This is a genomic window from Neisseria flava, assembly GCF_982712965.1.
Genome location: NZ_CEXQBZ010000126.1, coordinates 12,363 through 29,495 on the forward strand (window position 1 = coordinate 12,363; position 17,133 = coordinate 29,495).

Consider the following 17,133-nt stretch of genomic DNA (forward strand, 5'->3'; position numbering starts at 1 on the left):
ATTTGCCAACCCAAAGTCGGGCTATAGCTAAATTATAGTAGATTAAATTTAAACCAGTACGGCGTTGCCTCGCCTTGCCGTACTATTTGTACTGTCTGCGGCTTCGTCGCCTTGTCCTGATTTTTGTTAATCCACTATACTTTTTTTCAGATACGCAATTTACCGGTTGTCGTCATTCCTGTGCAGACGGCAATCCATTTTTGAAATTCAGAAACTGTTTTTCAAACCAAGGTTTCTCAAGTTTTACGATAGACTCCCGCCGTAGCCTGTCCTCGCGTAGGCGGGGGCGGGAATGACGGAATTTAATGATATGCCGGAATTAAAATTAAGTATGTTTGCTAGATTCGGAAGACGTTTCGAATAGGATGTCGCATCATGAGCTTTGCCAGCGAAAACTTTCCTTCCCGCCGTTCGTCCGACTGCTGCAATCTGGAGACACAGCCTGCACCACGACAACTTTTCAAACGTTCCATCAAACCCACCCCTAAAGTGAACGCTTGCTCCCCGCATTCGCCCGCGAAAACCGTTACCCCAAAATCCAAAAGGTCGTCTGAATCTTTCAGACGACCTTTCTTCCTATACATCATTCCTTACCTGCACTCAAGCCCAGAAATCGCGTGGCGGATCGAGAACAGGTTTGACAATACCAGTGCGGATGGCGAAGTCGCCGAAGCCTTCGTCGTCGAGGCGGTTTTGCGCCCAGTTTCCGACCCAGCCGTCGACGATTTCGAGGATTTCGGGTTCGGTGATGTTTTCTTTGAACAGGCGCGGGATGCGGGTGCCTTCGCGGTTGCCGCCTGCGTAGAGGTTGTAGCGACCGACGGCTTTGCCGACCAAGCCGATTTCGGCGAGCATGGCGCGGCCGCAGCCGTTGGGGCAGCCGGTGACGCGCAGGACGATGTATTCGTCTTCCAAGCCGTATTTGGCGAACATTTCGTCGATTTTGTCGGAGAACGACGGCAGGAAGCGTTCGGCTTCCGCCATCGCCAGCGGACAGGTCGGCAGGGCGACGCACGCCATGGAGTTTTCGCGCTGGATGGTGATGGATTTGCTGATTAAGCCGTGTTCTTTGGCGATTTTGTCTATGGTGTCTTTCAGCTCGGGCGGAACGTTGGCGACGACGAGGTTTTGGTTGGCGGTCAGGCGGAAGTCGCCGGGATGGATTTTGGCGATTTCGCGCACGCCGGTTTTCAACGGTCTGCCGGGATAGTCGAGCAGGCGGCCGTTCTCGATGAACAGGGTCAGGTGCCAGTTGCCTTCGAGGCCTTTAACCCAGCCGATGTGGTCGCCGCGATGGGTGAAGGCGTAGGGGCGGATGGGTTGGAATTTGATGCCCATGCGCTTTTCGACTTCTTCTTTGAACACTTCGACGCCGACACGCTGGAGGGTATAGCGGGTGCGCGCGGCTTTGCGGTCGCTGCGGTTGCCCCAGTCGCGCTGGGTGCTGACGACGGCTTCGGCGGCGTTGAGGGTGTATTCGAGGGGGACGAAGCCGAATTCGTAGGAGGTGTTAGGATAGGTTTTGGTGTTGCCGTGTTCGCTGGATAGCCCGCCGCCGACAAGGACGTTGAAGCCGACAAGTTTGCCGTTTTCTTCGATGGCGACGAAGCCTAAGTCGTTGGAATGGATGTCCACATCGTTGTCGGGCGGGATGACGACGGCGGTTTTGAATTTGCGCGGCAGGTAGGTTTTGCCCAAAATCGGTTCGACGTCGTCGGCAATTTCTTTGTTGCGCGGCTCGGTCGGTTCGGTGGTGAACACTTTTTCACCGTCCAGCCAGACATCGGCGTAAGCCATGGTGCGCGGCAGAAGGTGCATACTGATGCGTTTCGCCCATTCGTAGGCTTCTTGGTGCAGCGGGCTTTGAACGGGATTGCTGGTGCAGAGTACGTTGCGGTTGACGTCGCTGGCGGTGGCGATGGAATCGAGGCCGAGTTTGTGCAGGGACTGGTGCGCCAGTTTCAAATCGGTTTTTAAAATACCGTGGTATTGGAAGGTTTGGCGGTTGGTCAGGCGGATGGAACCGTAAATGGTGTGGTCGCCGGCAAATTCGTCTATGCCCAGCCACTGCGCCGGCGTGATGATGCCGCCGGGCAAGCGACAGCGCAACATCATGTTTTTTAAGGGTTCGAGTTTTTGGTCGGTACGCTCGGCACGGATGTCGCGGTTGTCCTGCTCGTACATGCCGTGGAAACGGATAAGCTGGAAATTGTCGGCGGTAAAGCCGCCGGTAAAGTCGTCGGTCAAATCGTCTTTGATGGTACCGTGCAGATAGTCGCTGCGGTCTTTCAGGGCTTCGTTGCCGGAAAGCGGGGTGTCGGGCAGTTTGGCGCGCGGGTCGGCGGTGGTAGTCATAGGGTGCTCCTTATTCTCAGTTTGGAGCTACTTTAATCAGGTCGTCTGAAAATGGGAAAGAATGGTTTGTTCGATTTAAAGATGATTTCGTTATATCCAAAAGATTACCTGTAATGTAGGGGCACACTGCACCAAATAGAAAAAAGGTCGTCTGAAAATATTTTCAGACGACCTTTAACAGGATATTTGGGATTTAGCGCACGCTGCAAGAAGTTTCTACACGGTTGCCGTACGGATCGGTAAAGCTGAAGGATGCTTCGCCGTTTTTCTCATGCCATTCCGCACCTTTGCCGAACAGGCCGCGGTTGGAAGTGTAGCGCGAGCCGGAACCGGAAACATCGGATGACAATACAGCGCGCTTGTCGTCAAGGCGCAATTCCAACTGATCGTTATTCAAGTTGCGGACATCAACAGACAATCCGTTCTCACAAGAGAAAGTGCGCAAACGGCGGGACTCTGATGTGCGACGGTTTTCTTCATAACGACGCTCTTCACGGCGCATCTCGTTACGATCGTAATTATCATCACGATTGTCGTAACGGTGTTCATGGCGATGCTCGTGACGGGAACCACGTTCGAAATCATAATCCATGTCGGGTGCGACACAGGCACCAAGGGATAATGCGGCGGCAACAGCCAGTAATACTTTTGATTTCATAAATATCTCCTAAATAGGAATTTGTCTGCTAAATGCGCTGCCATGTTATAAACATCTCCACCTCCAAACAAGCGGGATTACGCTAATTTACCCGATATTCCTAAAACCGGTTGTTTGCAGGCAAAAAAGATATTTTTAATGATATTAACCAACATGAGTTTACATGATTACCAAAAAAATCCGCACCATTTTCAGGTGCGGACAGTCGATCCAACCGGTATTTAACGCTGACGTGCCTTAAAGCGCGGGTTACTCTTACAAATAACGTAAACCTTACCCTTCCTGCGGACGATTTGACAGTCGCGGTGGCGTTTTTTCGCTGTTTTCAGTGAAGATAAAACTTGCATTATTTGTCCTTTCTAAATGAAGACATCATCGATTGGAAACGCTGATTGAACTTGCTCGCACGCCCTTCAGTGTTAACGTTTCGCTGTCTGCCGGTGTACACAGGATGAGATGCAGACGACGTATCCAGCGCGAAAAGCGGGTATTCTTTTCCATCTTTCCAAACCATCGTCTTACCATGCGTCTCCGCACAAGAGCGGATAAGCCAGCCTTCATTTGCACCGCTGTCGAAAAATAAAACAGTACGGTAATTATCAGGATGAATATTCGGTTTCATCAATCAATACTCCATAATTAATATGTTATAATATAACATTATACACTATTTTAAAAATATCGCAAGTTCCCTCCAAATACCTTTTCATAAAAAAGAAATACGGATAAGGCATTAAACCTTACCTGTACTTCTTTTTCATGTATTTTAACGGTTATTCAACAACATAACCTTCTTTATCCCAATGCGTTTTCTTCACCAGCTGATCGTTGGAATAAACCGATTCTGACTTTTTGGCCCCATCTTCGTACCATTCCAAAACAATACCATTACGACGACCATTAGAAATGCTGATTTCCGATAAAATACGACCATTTTCGTCCCAACTCAAAATCTCAGTCGGTTTATCGTTGACCATATTCATTTCCATCTTCGGACTGCCGTCCGGATACCATTGCTTCCAATAACCGTTGGCTTTGTCGTGTTTGAACTGGATCTCGCTTTCCTTCACCCCATTACGGTAATATCGCGAACCGGTTCCTTCGCTCAAACCGTTTTGATAAGGCATCACAGCAGATTTCTTACCGTTCGGATACCAGTTTGTCCATTCACCGTTCGGCTTGCTGTTTCTATAAGTCCCTACCATTTTTTTCTGTCCGTTAAAATGCCAAAGCGTCAACGCCCCATTATCTAACACAGGAACAAACACTTTAATTTGCTCTGCAGGAACTTCATACGGATCAGAATATTTCTTCATGGACGGGTAATAAAAATCCTGCGCCTTGGCAATACCTGATTGAACCGTATATTGTCGGACATATGCAACCGATGACATCGTTGCTGTAATTTTGCCATGTTGATTAAAATAAACAGAATGGGATTGCGCCCATGTTTGAGAAAATACGCCTAAAAGCAGTACGGCAGCCAAACTTTTTTGCCAATATTGAATCATTGTCAGATTATCCGGAAACTGGAGCCAATAATATCGCTCCTTAGATTAAATGTGCAGATTGAAGTATTCCGACGACACATCATTGTGTTTGTATCATTATAACTTTCATAGCATGGATTGTTAAACACAATATCCGTGCAGGCTGTTGATATAAAAGACAATAACTTCGAAAAATGGTTCAATTCAATACAAGCAGCATCAATACATCATTTAAAAACAGGTACCTATCATATTTATTAAGGATGCTTATAAACTAGGTAAATATTTTCTAATACATAGCAAGCCCCAAAATCCATAAAAACAAACAGCCGCTTCCCTTAGATAAGGAAGCGGCTGTTTATCTAATAAATTAAGCAAGTGCTTTTTGTAAATCTGCCAATATAGAATTTAACCCGGCTTTAACTTCTTCCGCCTTTGCAGCAGGATGACCGTTTGCATCCAAAGAATCACGGCTGAAGCGGTCGACATAAGGCGCAAAGGTATCTTTCAGCTTCAACAGTTTCACCACATCGGAACGGGTGTAACGATCGCCGCCGTAACCGACAACGATACCGTTCTCATGTTGCCACTGGGCAAATTGTGACGGGCTGATTTGCACCAGTTCGCACATTTCGTCCAGCGAGAAATAACGTTTTGCAGGAATAACGGGATTAGCGTTGTTTGTCATAGTAATGCTCCACCATGCCTTTGAGTTTTTGGCTGGCATGGAAAGTTACTACGCGGCGGGCGGTAATCGGTACTTCTTCGCCGGTTTTCGGATTACGGCCGGGACGTTGAGGTTTGTCGCGCAACTGAAAATTACCGAAACCGGAAATTTTGATTTCTTCGCCGCGTGCCAAAGTGCTGCGGATTTCTTCAAAAAAGAGTTCGACGATTTCTTTGGCATCGTTTTTGGTTACATTGCTGACTTTATCTACCAAAATATCGGCCAATTCGGCTTTAGTTAATGTCATATTATTACCTTCTGTTGTAACAGGTGCAGATTATTACTAATTTCTATTTAAAATTCAAGCGAATATTTATTTTTTAGCTGCGAAGTTGCGCTCCCGCAGCAGTTGCCGCGTCAATCAGTTTTCCGATAACCGGCTCGACTGTTTCATCCGTCAGCGTGTTTTCCATATCCTGCAAAATCACTTTAACCGCCATGCTCTTCATCCCTTCAGGCAGTCCCGTACCGCGATACACGTCAAATACGCTGATTTCCTGTACCAACTTGTTTGCCGCGCCATTCAAGGCGGCCAACAAATCATCATGGGTCATGGTTTCAGGCATCACAAAAGCCAAATCCCTGCGCACCGGCTGAAATTTCGATACTGCCTGATAACGCGTTTTTTCGCGTTCCAACACGGCTGCCATATCGATTTCAAATACCAGCGGTGCTTGCGGCAAGTCGTATTTTTGCAGCCATTTCGGATGCAATTCGCCGACAAAGCCGATGACCTGTCTGTCTGAAACGATATTGGCAGCGCGGCCTGGATGCAGGGCGGGATGTTCGGTTTTGACGAACTCAACTGCTTTGTTTTTCAACAGATTTTCTACATCGGCCTTGATGTCGTAAAAATCCGCGTTGCGCGTTTTCTCACCCCATTGTTCGGGCATCGCCGCACCGTACCACAGGCCGCCGATGCGTTCGTTTTGCACAAACCGGTCGTCTGAACCTTTGCTGAACACGCGGGCGATTTCAAACACGCGCACGCGGTTTTGCTTGCGGTTCAGATTGTTTTGCAAAATTTCCACCAAGCCGCCGATAAGCGTGGAACGCATCACGGCATACTGCGCCGCCAGCGGGTTTTGCAGGCGGATGGGGTTGTCGTTTGCGGCAAAATCAAGTTCCCACTGCTCGTCAACAAAGGCATAGCTGACCACTTCGCGGTAGCCGCGCGCCGCCATTTCGTTATAAACGGCAAAACGCGGACGGCGGGTTTCGGGCAGCGCCAGCATTTTCAGACGACCTGACGTGTAATCGTCGGGGATATTTTCATAGCCGTAAACGCGGCCGATTTCTTCAATCAAATCGGCTTCGATTTCGATGTCGAAACGAAAGCTCGGCGCGGTAACGCGGAAGCCTTCCGCCGTTTTTTCAGGCTGCAAGCCCAAGTGCTGCAAAATGGTTTCCACCTGCTCGGCAGGAATATTCACGCCCAACACGGTTTTCAGACGACCCAAACGCAATTCAACCTGTTTGTTTTCAGGTAGCCTGCCCAACGCTTCCACCATTTCGCCTGCCGCACCGCCGCAGATTTGCAAAACCAATTCGGTAGCGCGCTCGATGGCATCGGCCTGCAAACGGTAATCCACGCCGCGCTCAAAGCGGAACGACGAATCCGAGCCAAAACCGTATTGGCGCGATTTGCCGGCGATGATTTCAGGCGCAAACCAAGCCGCTTCCAGCACGATATTTTGTGTGTCGTCTGAAACCGCGCTTGCCGCGCCGCCCATCAGGCCTGCCAAACTCAACGCGCCTTTTTCATCGGCCACTACCAGCGTGTTTTCAGACAGGGAGACGGTTTTCTCGTTCAGGCATTCCAGCGTTTCACCTTCGCGCGCGCGGCGGATGTGCAGGCTGCCTGAAAGTTTGTCGGCATCGAAAACATGCATCGGCTGACCGATTTCCAGCATCACATAATTGCCGATATCCACCAGCGCAGACAGGCTGCGGATACCGCTGCGCTCCAAACGCTGCTTCATCCAATCCGGCGTAGCGGCGCGCGCGTTCACGTTTTCAATCACGCGGCTGATAAAGCGGCCGCAATCGGCAGGCGCATCAATCTGCACAGGCTGTTTGCGGCTACCTGTGATTGGCGCGGCATGGATTGCAGGTTGCTTGAACGCGCAGCCGGTCAGCGCGGACACTTCACGCGCAATGCCTTTGATGCTCAGGCAGTCGGCACGGTTCGGCGTGATTTTCAGCGTGAACACCGTGTCGTCCAAATCCAGATATTCGCGGATGTTTGTGCCGACGGGAGCGTCTTGCGGCAGAATGTGCAGGCCGTTCACGCCGTCGTCGGGCAGACCAAGTTCATCAGTGGAACACAACATCCCGTTCGACACCACGCCGCGCATCTTGGTCGGCTTGATTTTGAAATTGCCCGGCAACACCGCGCCCGGCAACGAACACGGCACTTTGATGCCCGCTTTCACATTCGGCGCACCGCACACAATCTGCACCAACTCACCCGTACCCGCATCAACTTGGGTAACGTTCAAACGATCGGCATCCGGATGTTTTTCAACGGATTTCACTTCGGCAATCACCACGCCTGTAAACGCCGGCGCGGCAGTCTCGGCTTCTTCCACTTCCAAGCCGGACATGGTTAACAGATGTTCCAGCTTATCGGCGGAAAGTTCGGTATCGGCTTGGGTTTTCAGCCATGAGTAGGAGAATTGCATGTTATGTTCTCAATCAACTAATTAACTTTTTTATCAGATTTTGTTTTCAGACGACCTGTTTGTTTAGGGGCGCAGACTGCTTTTTGGAGTTTCAACCAGCTTGAAATTTTTCAATCGTTATCGTTTGTACAGGGAACAGGCCAAATCTTTGTTGTATGGCTTGCACGGCAACTTCCGATGTATCGATGCCAATCCATTCTCTCCCTAAATTTTGCGCCGCCCACAAGGTTGAGCCACTGCCTGCAAAACAGTCTAAAATAATAGAGTCAGGGAGAGATGATTGAGCAATGATCATTTCCAACATTTGAGCGTTTTTTTCAGTCGGATAAACAGGGTAAACAGGATCTTTATACTGCCAAATATCCTGTATCTTTTTTCCCTTATGCTCATCGGCAAATTTTTTTATACGCGGAACACCATTTTTTGACCACTCTAATAATCCCTGTTCATCCAACCTGTCCAATTCGGATGGGGGACTGCGCCAATGTCTGCCCTTCGGAGGCAACATTCCACGCCACATTCCACCTGTTTCCCCATTTCGCGTTTCACCTGGCGCATGGACGGGAACAGTGTTATAACGCCGCCCATTCTCATCAACCTTCTGGAACATTTCTATTTTGTCTTCATCGGTTAGTGGAATGGTAATGTTGTTGAAAATATTTTTTTTAGCGTTTTTGGCATAAAACAAAACCATATCTTTTTCATTACCGAATGCCCGCCGTACAAAATTTTTAGGGTTCGATTTAATTCGGGCTATATCATTTTTAAAGTTTTCCGCACCAAAGACTTCATCCATAATAATTTTCAGATAATGCCCGACTTTACTATCAATATGCACATAAATTGATCCACAAGGCGACAATAATTCACGCATTAAAATCAGGCGTTCACGCATAAATTCCAAATATTCTTCCATACTGCGACTATCAGAATATGCGGTAATACCGTAATTAGTACGGCTTATGGTACTACTCCGTCCATCTGATACAGTAAAATTTTGTTGTGTGTTATACGGCGGATCAATGTAAATCAAATCAATCCGTTCACGATAGCCGCTCTTAAGCAAGGCGGAGAGCGCATGGAAATTGTCGCCGAAAAACAAAAGCGGAAGCGGTTTATTTAAGGCAAGCGGCGGAATTCTTTCAGCTTGTGCGATAATCTGATTTTCAGACTGCTTGTTGGGATAAATAAGCTGCATGGTCATACCGAAAATAAATAATCTCTCAACAAAACAGCAGACACAACCACTTCGTTATTGTCAAAGCGAGCAAGATCAGTAAACATTCTATTCCTACCTGCAATGTATAAAACACCGTCTAAAATTGCGATGGTTTTAACCCGATGAGAACAAGGCGCAAGCGACGCGCGCATAGTTGCCAATGCGTCATTAAATTGAGCATTCTGATGTCCACCGAAATCGGTTAAAAACTTGGCTTCGCCGATGATAAAAGTCTGATTAAATTTAGCGATAAAATCCAATCCCTTATTATGTTGATAGCCCAAATGTGTTTTGGCAAATACTTCCATTGCCCTATCACCGGCATTAAACACAATATTTCCTTGATAATTCAGAAATTCATCTACATTATCAGTAACCGGCACACCCAATGCACCGCTGGCAATCCAATTTTTAAACAATGGGCCGATTTGGCGGTTGGTTTCTTTAGGAACAGTAGTTTTGTCCAAAATCTCATCAAAACCCATTTCAATCAATATCCCCGCCAAACGGCTTACAGTAGCAGGATTGCGGTCAATCGCAGTTTTGTCCCGTTTTAGGTAGGCAACATAGCTGTCTTTAATCGGAAATATTTCCTGTTTGAGCAAAACGTGCAGCAACTTTTTACCGTCCCGATTATCCAGATGTATGCGAATTTCGTTTTGAGTTTGTAAAGGTAATTCTCGGCGCAAATTAATTGACATGGGATACACACGGTAGAGTTGATCCAGGTAATTACTTTGAGCTGCCAACTCAATACTTTTTCGTGTCCATAAATTCATATGTTCTATTTCCCTTTTTCAGATGACCAAACCTCCGTTATCTTGCAAACTGCTTCAAAAAGTTCAAATCGTTATCAAAAAACAGCCGCAAGTCATTCACGTTGTAACGCAGCATAGCGAAACGGTCGAGACCGATGCCGAAGGCGAAACCGGTGTATTTTTCGGGGTCGATATTCACGTTTTTCAATACATTGGGATGCACCATGCCACAGCCGCCGACTTCCAGCCATTTGCCGTTTTCGCCCATGATGTCGATTTCGGCGGACGGTTCGGTGAACGGGAAGAAAGACGGACGGAAACGCACTTGCAAATCATCGCGTTCGAAAAAGCGGCGGATGAAATCGGTGAACACGGCTTTCAAATCGGCGAAGGTTACGCCCTCTTCCACCCACAGGCCTTCGGCTTGGTGGAACATGGGCGAGTGTGTTGCATCGCTGTCCACGCGGTAAACGCGGCCGGGGGCGATAATGCGGATGGGCGGCTCTTTTTTGTCGAGCATGTAGCGGATTTGAATCGGGGAAGTGTGCGTGCGCAAAACATCGCCGTTTTCAACGTAGAACGTATCCTGCATGGCGCGCGCCGGGTGGTTTGCGGGGATGTTCAGGGCTTGGAAGTTGTGGAAATCGTCTTCGATTTCCGGGCCATCCGCCACTTCAAAACCCATACCGTGAAAGAGTTCCACTACACGTTGCAAAGTCAGGGTTACGGGATGCAGACCGCCGTTTTCCTGCGCGCGTCCGGGCAGGGTAATATCGAGTGCTTCGGCGGCAAGCTGGGCTTGCAGTTTAGCTTCGTTGAGCGCATCGCGTTTATTGTTAAAGGCCGTCTGAAACTGGTTTTTGCACTCATTGATATGCGCACCTATGGTTTTGCGCTCTTCAGGCGACATTTGACCTAAGGTTTTCAGAAGTCCGGTCAACTCGCCGGTTTTACCAAGATAACGGGCTTTGATTTGTTCTAGAGCGTTGAAGTCTTGCGCAGCTTCTACTGCGGCAATGCCTTCTGCAACGATACGGTTTACATTTTCCATAGTGGTTTTATCGTCTGTCGGTTGATGATGGGTCGTCTGAAACAATGAGGCCGCCTGTATGGTTTGGTGTTGCCAAACTTTTCAGACGACCTTTTATCGTTTACGGCCAATCCGTTTGATAGAATCGGCGTATTTTAGCGCAAATCAATTCAAAAAAATAGACTTTAAAGAAAGAAAATCAATCACATAGACTTTCTTCAAACAAAGAAAAAAGGAAGCCGTAGCTTCCTTTTTAAATTTTTTTGGATTAAGCAGCCAAAGCAGCTTTAGCTTTCTCAACCAATTGTGCAAAAGCGGCTTTGTCAAATACAGCCAGATCAGCCAATACTTTGCGGTCGATTTCGATAGAGGCGCGTTTCAGACCGTTCATGAATTTGCTGTAAGACAGACCATTTTCACGGGCACCTGCATTGATACGGACAATCCACAATTGACGGAATTGGCGTTTGCGTTGACGACGGTCACGGTATGCGTATTGACCGGCTTTCATTACCGCTTGCTTGGCAACGCGGTATACGTTTTTACGACGACCGCGGTAGCCTTTGGCTAACGCGAAGATTTTTTGGTGACGGGCACGAGCGGTTACACCGCGTTTTACGCGTGGCATATTCTAAACTCCTTAAGCGTAGGGTAACATTTTAGCAACAGAAGCCAAATCGCGATCGTTTACCATAGAGGTACCGCGCAATTGGCGTTTGTTTTTAGTGGTCTTTTTAGTCAAGATGTGGCGTTTGAACGCATGAGCGCGTTTTACACCGCCGTTACCCAGTACTTTGAAGCGTTTTTTCGCGCTAGACTTGGTTTTCATTTTAGGCATGGGAAAACTCCATTCGTTATTAGATAAGGCATTAGGGGGTTTTAAAACATTGGTTTCAAACACTTGAACCCAAAATGCCACGGTTTTTGCCGCCAATCAAAAGCTTACTCCGAAGCGGCAATCGGAGTAAGCTGAGAATTATAACTTTATTTTTTCTTCGGGGCAATCATCATCACCATTTGACGACCTTCCATTTTAGGGAAGGATTCGATTTGGGCCACTTCCGCCAAATCTTCTTTTACGCGCTCTAAAAGTTGCGCACCGAGTTGCTGGTGAGCCATTTCACGACCACGGAAACGGAGTGTTACTTTGACTTTATCGCCGTCAGCCAAGAAGCGGTTGATGTTGCGCATTTTGATTTGATAATCGCCTTCATCGGTACCCGGACGGAATTTGATTTCCTTAATTTGTACCTGCTTCTGGTTTTTCTTGGCTTCGTCGCGTTTCTTGGCTTGTTGGTATTTATATTTACCATAATCCATCAGTTTGCATACAGGCGGCTTGGCAGTAGGGGAAATCTCTACCAAATCCACATCCTGCTCTTCGGCCATAGCCAAAGCTTCACGAACCGATACGACACCAAGCTGTTCGCCTGACTCACTGATTAAACGCACTTCTTTGGCGGTAATTTCGCCATTGATTCGTGCTTCGCGTTCTTGAGCGATGATGAATACTCCTATAAAAATTAATGGTTGACGAGGGCGTCTGCGATTTCTTGCTGCAGTTGCGCAATGAAATCATCCAAATCCAAAGAACCCAAGTCTTCTGCTTTACGGCGCACGGCCACTTTGTTTTCTTGCTTCTCTTTATCGCCGACAACGATTTGATAAGGGAAGCGGTATTGGCTGTTATCGCGGATTTTGTAACCGATTTTTTCGTTACGCAAATCCAGCTCTACACGGAAGCCGGCGGCTTGCAATTTAGCAGCCACTTCACAGCAGTAATCCGCTTGATTTTCGGTGATATTCATAATCACCATTTGAACCGGCGCCAACCACAACGGGAAAGAACCTGCATGGTTTTCAATCAAAATACCGATAAATCGTTCCAAAGAACCCAAAATGGCGCGGTGCAACATTACCGGACGGGCGCGGTCATTGTTTTCGGTTACATATTCTGCATCTAAGCGTTCCGGCAATACAAAGTCCAGTTGCAGCGTACCACACTGCCAAGAACGTCCCAATGCGTCTTTGACGTGATATTCGATTTTAGGTCCGTAGAACGCGCCTTCACCCGGCAACTCGTCCCATTCCACGCCGCAAGCAGTCAATGCTTCGCGCAGACCTTGTTCTGCCTTATCCCACACGTCGTCTGAACCTGCGCGCTTCTCAGGACGCAGTGAAAGCTTGACGGATACATCATGGAAACCGAATTGCTTGTAAATACGAACCAGCAATTCATTGAATGCGCGCGCTTCGCTAACGATTTGATCTTCTGTGCAAAAAATATGCGCATCGTCTTGTACAAAACCGCGAACACGCATCAGTCCATGTAATGCACCACTCGGCTCGTTGCGATGGCAAGAACCAAATTCTGCCAAACGCATCGGCAAATCGCGGTACGAGCGCAAGCCGTTATTGAAAATCTGGACATGTCCCGGGCAGTTCATCGGTTTAACCGCGTATTCGCGCTTTTCCGAACTGGTTACGAACATATTGTCTTTGTAGTTATCCCAGTGACCGGATTTTTCCCAAAAGGTTTTATCCATGATTTGGGGGGTTTTGACTTCTTTGTAACCGGCGGCATTCAGCTCTTTACGCATATGCTGCTCGATAGTCTGCCACAAAGCCCAACCTTTGGGATGCCAAAACACCATACCCGGCGCTTCGTCCTGCAAGTGGAACAAATCCAGTTGCTTGCCCAATTTGCGGTGGTCGCGTTTTTCTGCTTCTTCAATACGCTGGATATAGGCTTTTAATTCATCTTTCGTCGCCCAAGCAGTGCCGTAAATACGTTGCAGCATTTCATTATTGCTGTCGCCACGCCAGTATGCACCTGCCAGCTTGGTCAGCTTGAAGTTTTTCAGGAAGCGGGTGTTCGGAACGTGCGGACCGCGGCACATATCGACATATTCCTGATGATGATACATACCCATTGCTTCAACTTCGGGCATATCTTCAATCAGGCGCAGTTTGTATTCTTCGCCGCGATCTTGGAAAATTTTGATGGTTTCGGCGCGCGGAGTCATGATTTTGATTACATCATAATCCTGAGCAATCAATTCTTTCATACGCGCTTCAATAGCGGCAACATCTTCAGGCGTAAACGGTTTTTCCGTAGCAATATCGTAATAAAAGCCCTCTTCAATGACGGGGCCGATAACCATTTTTGCATTAGGATAGAGCTGCTTGACCGCATGACCGACAAGGTGGGCGCAAGAGTGGCGGATGATTTCAACGCCTTCTTGGTCTTTCGGGGTAATGATTTGGACGGTTGAATCTTCGGTAATCGGATCGCACGCATCGACCAATTTGCCGTTTACCTTACCCGCCACTGTCGCCTTCGCCAAACCTGCTCCGATAGACGCGGCAATCTGTGCCACGGTAACGGGCGATTCGTATTGGCGGACTGAGCCGTCCGGCAAGGTAATGTTCAACATCAAAAAAGCTCCAAAACATTAAAAAATAACGGCATAAATGCCGTTTGGGAAATTTGGTAGGCACGATTGGATTCGAACCAACGACCCCCACCATGTCAAGGTGGTGCTCTAACCAACTGAGCTACGTGCCTGTTTAACAGGGTTCGGATTATAGACGATACTTTGACGCAATGGCAAGCATGAAAACGAGGTTTCAGACGACATTGTCGGAACATTGTGATTTTTTTGAAACATTTTCAACAGTGAACATCTCGATACGAATAAGGTCGTCTGAAATATTCAAACACCGCTATTGCGATGAAAATCCTTTATAATCGCGTTTTTACCTCAATCGTTTGACTGCACGGCGGCTTCGCACGCCGTTTTCTATATTATAGATACAACCTATGCTCAAATTTACCTTACATAAAAAAGACGGTCATGCCCGACGCGGCACGCTGGAACTGAACCACGGCAAAATCGAAACGCCCGTATTTATGCCGGTCGGCACTTACGGCTCGGTTAAGGCGATGAATCCGCAAAACCTGCACGACATCAAGGCACAAATTATTTTGGGCAACACTTACCATTTATGGCTGCGCCCCGGTTTGGAAGTCATCGAACAATTTGGCGGCCTGCACGACTTTATCGGCTGGAACAAACCCATCTTGACCGACTCGGGCGGTTTTCAAGTTTTTTCGCTCTCCGATATGCGCAAACTCACTGAAGAAGGCTGCACCTTCCAAAGCCCGATCAACGGCGACAGACTCTTCCTCTCGCCCGAAATCTCCATGAAAATCCAAACCGTACTCAATTCCGACATTGTGATGCAGTTGGACGAATGCACACCGGGCGAAGCAACGCACGAACAGGCGCAAAAATCCCTGCAAATGAGCCTGCGTTGGGCAGAACGAAGCAAAAAAGCCTTTGAAGATTTGAAGAACCCGAATGCCCTATTCGGCATCGTGCAAGGCGCGATGTATGAAGATTTGCGCGAAGAATCGCTGCGCGGCTTGGAACAATTCGACTTCCCCGGCCTTGCCATCGGCGGACTGTCCGTCGGCGAACCCAAACCCGAAATGTACCGCATGCTGCGCGCCGTCGGATCGATGCTGCCCGAACACAAACCGCATTACCTGATGGGCGTTGGCACACCCGAAGATCTCGTTTACGGCGTGGCACACGGCGTGGACATGTTCGACTGCGTCATGCCCACCCGCAATGCGCGCAACGGCTGGCTGTTCACCCGTTTCGGCGATTTGAAAATCAAAAACGCTAAACACAAGCTCGACAAACGCCCGATAGACGAAAGCTGCACCTGCTACGCCTGCCAAAACTTCAGCCGCGCCTACCTGCACCACCTGCACCGTACCGGCGAAATCTTGGGCGCGCAACTCAACACCATCCATAACCTACATTTCTACCAAGTCATCATGGCGGAAATGCGCGAAGCCATCGAGCAAGGAAAATTTGCCGACTGGCAGGCGCAATTTCATGAAAACCGCGCCCGCGGAGTGGATTGAGATTTAACTATGCTTATCGAGGTCGTCTGAAAACATTTATCTTGATTGACCCTTTGCTTTTCAGACGACCTTTTGCACAAAATATCATTCAATATTAAAGAAAGAAACCATGCCCCGTTTCCTGCCAGAGCCTCCCCTCCCGTACACCGACCAAACCCGTACCGCCGTCCTACTGCTTAACCTCGGCACACCGGATGCTCCGACCGCGCAAGCCGTCAAACCTTACCTGCGCGACTTTTTATCCGACCAACGCGTGGTAGAACTGCCGAAGCTGTTGTGGCAACCGATTTTGCGTGGCCTGATACTGACGCTGCGCCCGAAAAAAAGTGCGCATGCCTATGAAAAAATCTGGTTTAAAGAAGGCTCGCCCTTATTGGTTTATACCGCACGCCAAGCCGAAGCCTTGGGCAAACTACTGCCGGATGTAACCGTCCGCTACGCCATGACTTACGGCAAACCGGGCGTTGACGACGTCTTGGCGGAATTGAAATCGCAAGGCATCGGTAATCTTTTGGTAGTCCCGCTTTATCCGCAATATGCGGCATCAAGCACAGGCGCGGCTTTGGATAAAGTGTTCTTGCAATTACTGCGCCAGCGCAACCAACTCAGCATACGCACAATATCCCGTTTCTACGATGATGCAGGCTATATCGAAGCCATGAAAAAGCAGATTCAGGCATATTGGGCGGAACACGGGCGCGGCGAAAAACTGATGCTGAGTTTTCACGGCATACCGCAGAAACAGTACGACGAGGGCGACCCTTATCCCGACGAATGCCGCCATACCGCCAAACTGCTTGCCGAAGCCTTGGGACTGGCTGAGCAGGAATATATCGTCTCCTTCCAAAGCCAGTTCGGCAAGGCAAAATGGGTTAAACCGAGTACGCAGGTTCTGTTTGACGAACTGCCGAAACAAGGCATAACGAAATTGGACGTTTTCTGTCCGGGCTTCATTGCAGACTGCTTGGAAACGATGGAAGAAATCGCTTTGATGGGGCGCGAACAATTTCACGCTGCCGGCGGTAAAGAATACCGCTATATCCCCTGCCTGAACGACGGCGCAGAATGGATAGGCGCGCTGGCAGATTTGGTGCGGTGCAATTTGCGCGGATGGGTTTGAAGTATCCTTCCGTTTGTTTGACTTAAATCTAAGGTCGTCTGAAAAGCTTCGGCAGGATAGGTTTTCAGACGACGGTGGATTCGCATTTGAAGTGCAACTTTCCCTAACAGAAAAAGGCCAGTATGCGGTAGCATACGGCCTTTCCTGCAAGAA

The 17,133-nt window shown here is 48.4% G+C and carries 17 protein-coding genes and 1 tRNA gene; 2 read left to right on the forward strand and 16 right to left on the reverse strand.

All coding sequences use genetic code 11. From position 1 onward, the window contains the following. Nucleotides 1-600: 600 nt before the first annotated feature. The 16 genes from cysI to AC5M9B_RS09520 all read right to left on the reverse strand — a co-directional run bounded on the left by cysI (nucleotide 601) and on the right by AC5M9B_RS09520 (nucleotide 14,489). On the reverse strand, nucleotides 601-2,355 hold the full coding sequence (gene cysI / locus AC5M9B_RS09445) for an assimilatory sulfite reductase (NADPH) hemoprotein subunit (RefSeq protein WP_070656683.1): 1,755 nt from the start codon (nucleotides 2,353-2,355) through the stop codon (nucleotides 601-603). A 193-nt stretch (nucleotides 2,356-2,548) separates the two neighbouring features. Next, complete coding sequence (locus AC5M9B_RS09450) at nucleotides 2,549-3,013, reverse strand: MliC family protein (RefSeq protein ID WP_045072395.1); 465 nt, start codon at nucleotides 3,011-3,013, stop codon at nucleotides 2,549-2,551. A 221-nt stretch (nucleotides 3,014-3,234) separates the two neighbouring features. Next, nucleotides 3,235-3,360, reverse strand: coding sequence for a type B 50S ribosomal protein L36 (gene ykgO, locus AC5M9B_RS09455; RefSeq protein ID WP_003685279.1), 126 nt, complete (start codon nucleotides 3,358-3,360; stop codon nucleotides 3,235-3,237). After that, entirely contained in the window at nucleotides 3,360-3,635 is a 276-nt protein-coding gene (locus AC5M9B_RS09460; RefSeq protein WP_003744241.1) for a type B 50S ribosomal protein L31, read from the reverse strand. The genes ykgO and AC5M9B_RS09460 overlap by 1 nt, the downstream gene beginning before the upstream one ends. A gap of 151 nt (nucleotides 3,636-3,786) precedes the next feature. Beyond that, the gene (locus tag AC5M9B_RS09465) at nucleotides 3,787-4,524 is read right to left on the reverse strand and encodes a toxin-antitoxin system YwqK family antitoxin (protein ID WP_070656682.1); all 738 of its coding nucleotides are present in this window, start codon (nucleotides 4,522-4,524) and stop codon (nucleotides 3,787-3,789) included. 349 nt (nucleotides 4,525-4,873) lie between these two features. Then, a complete protein-coding gene (locus tag AC5M9B_RS09470) occupies nucleotides 4,874-5,191 on the reverse strand; it encodes a hypothetical protein (protein WP_070441035.1) in 318 nt (105 codons plus the stop codon). Beyond that, entirely contained in the window at nucleotides 5,175-5,477 is a 303-nt protein-coding gene (locus AC5M9B_RS09475; protein ID WP_003675494.1) for an integration host factor subunit alpha, read from the reverse strand. Before AC5M9B_RS09475 ends, AC5M9B_RS09470 begins: the two co-directional genes overlap by 17 nt. Before the next feature lie 73 nt (nucleotides 5,478-5,550). Next, complete coding sequence (pheT, locus tag AC5M9B_RS09480) at nucleotides 5,551-7,914, reverse strand: phenylalanine--tRNA ligase subunit beta (RefSeq protein WP_070656681.1); 2,364 nt, start codon at nucleotides 7,912-7,914, stop codon at nucleotides 5,551-5,553. 91 nt (nucleotides 7,915-8,005) lie between these two features. After that, complete coding sequence (locus tag AC5M9B_RS09485; RefSeq protein ID WP_487648549.1) at nucleotides 8,006-9,112, reverse strand: site-specific DNA-methyltransferase; 1,107 nt, start codon at nucleotides 9,110-9,112, stop codon at nucleotides 8,006-8,008. Nucleotides 9,113-9,114: 2 nt separating this feature from the next. Next, nucleotides 9,115-9,912, reverse strand: a complete 798-nt coding sequence (locus tag AC5M9B_RS09490; protein ID WP_487648550.1) for a restriction endonuclease — start codon at nucleotides 9,910-9,912, stop codon at nucleotides 9,115-9,117. A 37-nt stretch (nucleotides 9,913-9,949) separates the two neighbouring features. Then, complete coding sequence (pheS, locus tag AC5M9B_RS09495; protein WP_487648551.1) at nucleotides 9,950-10,942, reverse strand: phenylalanine--tRNA ligase subunit alpha; 993 nt, start codon at nucleotides 10,940-10,942, stop codon at nucleotides 9,950-9,952. Nucleotides 10,943-11,189: 247 nt separating this feature from the next. Beyond that, the gene (rplT, locus tag AC5M9B_RS09500; RefSeq protein WP_002214103.1) at nucleotides 11,190-11,549 is read right to left on the reverse strand and encodes a 50S ribosomal protein L20; all 360 of its coding nucleotides are present in this window, start codon (nucleotides 11,547-11,549) and stop codon (nucleotides 11,190-11,192) included. A gap of 12 nt (nucleotides 11,550-11,561) precedes the next feature. Beyond that, the gene (rpmI, locus tag AC5M9B_RS09505) at nucleotides 11,562-11,759 is read right to left on the reverse strand and encodes a 50S ribosomal protein L35 (protein WP_002232040.1); all 198 of its coding nucleotides are present in this window, start codon (nucleotides 11,757-11,759) and stop codon (nucleotides 11,562-11,564) included. A 146-nt stretch (nucleotides 11,760-11,905) separates the two neighbouring features. Then, a complete protein-coding gene (infC, locus tag AC5M9B_RS09510; protein WP_074895063.1) occupies nucleotides 11,906-12,427 on the reverse strand; it encodes a translation initiation factor IF-3 in 522 nt (173 codons plus the stop codon). A gap of 17 nt (nucleotides 12,428-12,444) precedes the next feature. Continuing rightward, entirely contained in the window at nucleotides 12,445-14,358 is a 1,914-nt protein-coding gene (gene thrS / locus AC5M9B_RS09515; RefSeq protein WP_487648552.1) for a threonine--tRNA ligase, read from the reverse strand. A 54-nt stretch (nucleotides 14,359-14,412) separates the two neighbouring features. Beyond that, nucleotides 14,413-14,489: transfer RNA gene (locus AC5M9B_RS09520), tRNA-Val, on the reverse strand. A 255-nt stretch (nucleotides 14,490-14,744) separates the two neighbouring features. Here AC5M9B_RS09520 and tgt point away from each other — a divergent pair. Together tgt and hemH are read left to right on the forward strand one after the other, a co-directional pair. Further along, complete coding sequence (gene tgt, locus AC5M9B_RS09525) at nucleotides 14,745-15,860, forward strand: tRNA guanosine(34) transglycosylase Tgt (RefSeq protein ID WP_487648553.1); 1,116 nt, start codon at nucleotides 14,745-14,747, stop codon at nucleotides 15,858-15,860. 109 nt (nucleotides 15,861-15,969) lie between these two features. Next, nucleotides 15,970-16,980, forward strand: a complete 1,011-nt coding sequence (gene hemH, locus AC5M9B_RS09530; protein WP_487648554.1) for a ferrochelatase — start codon at nucleotides 15,970-15,972, stop codon at nucleotides 16,978-16,980. Nucleotides 16,981-17,133: the final 153 nt, after the last annotated feature.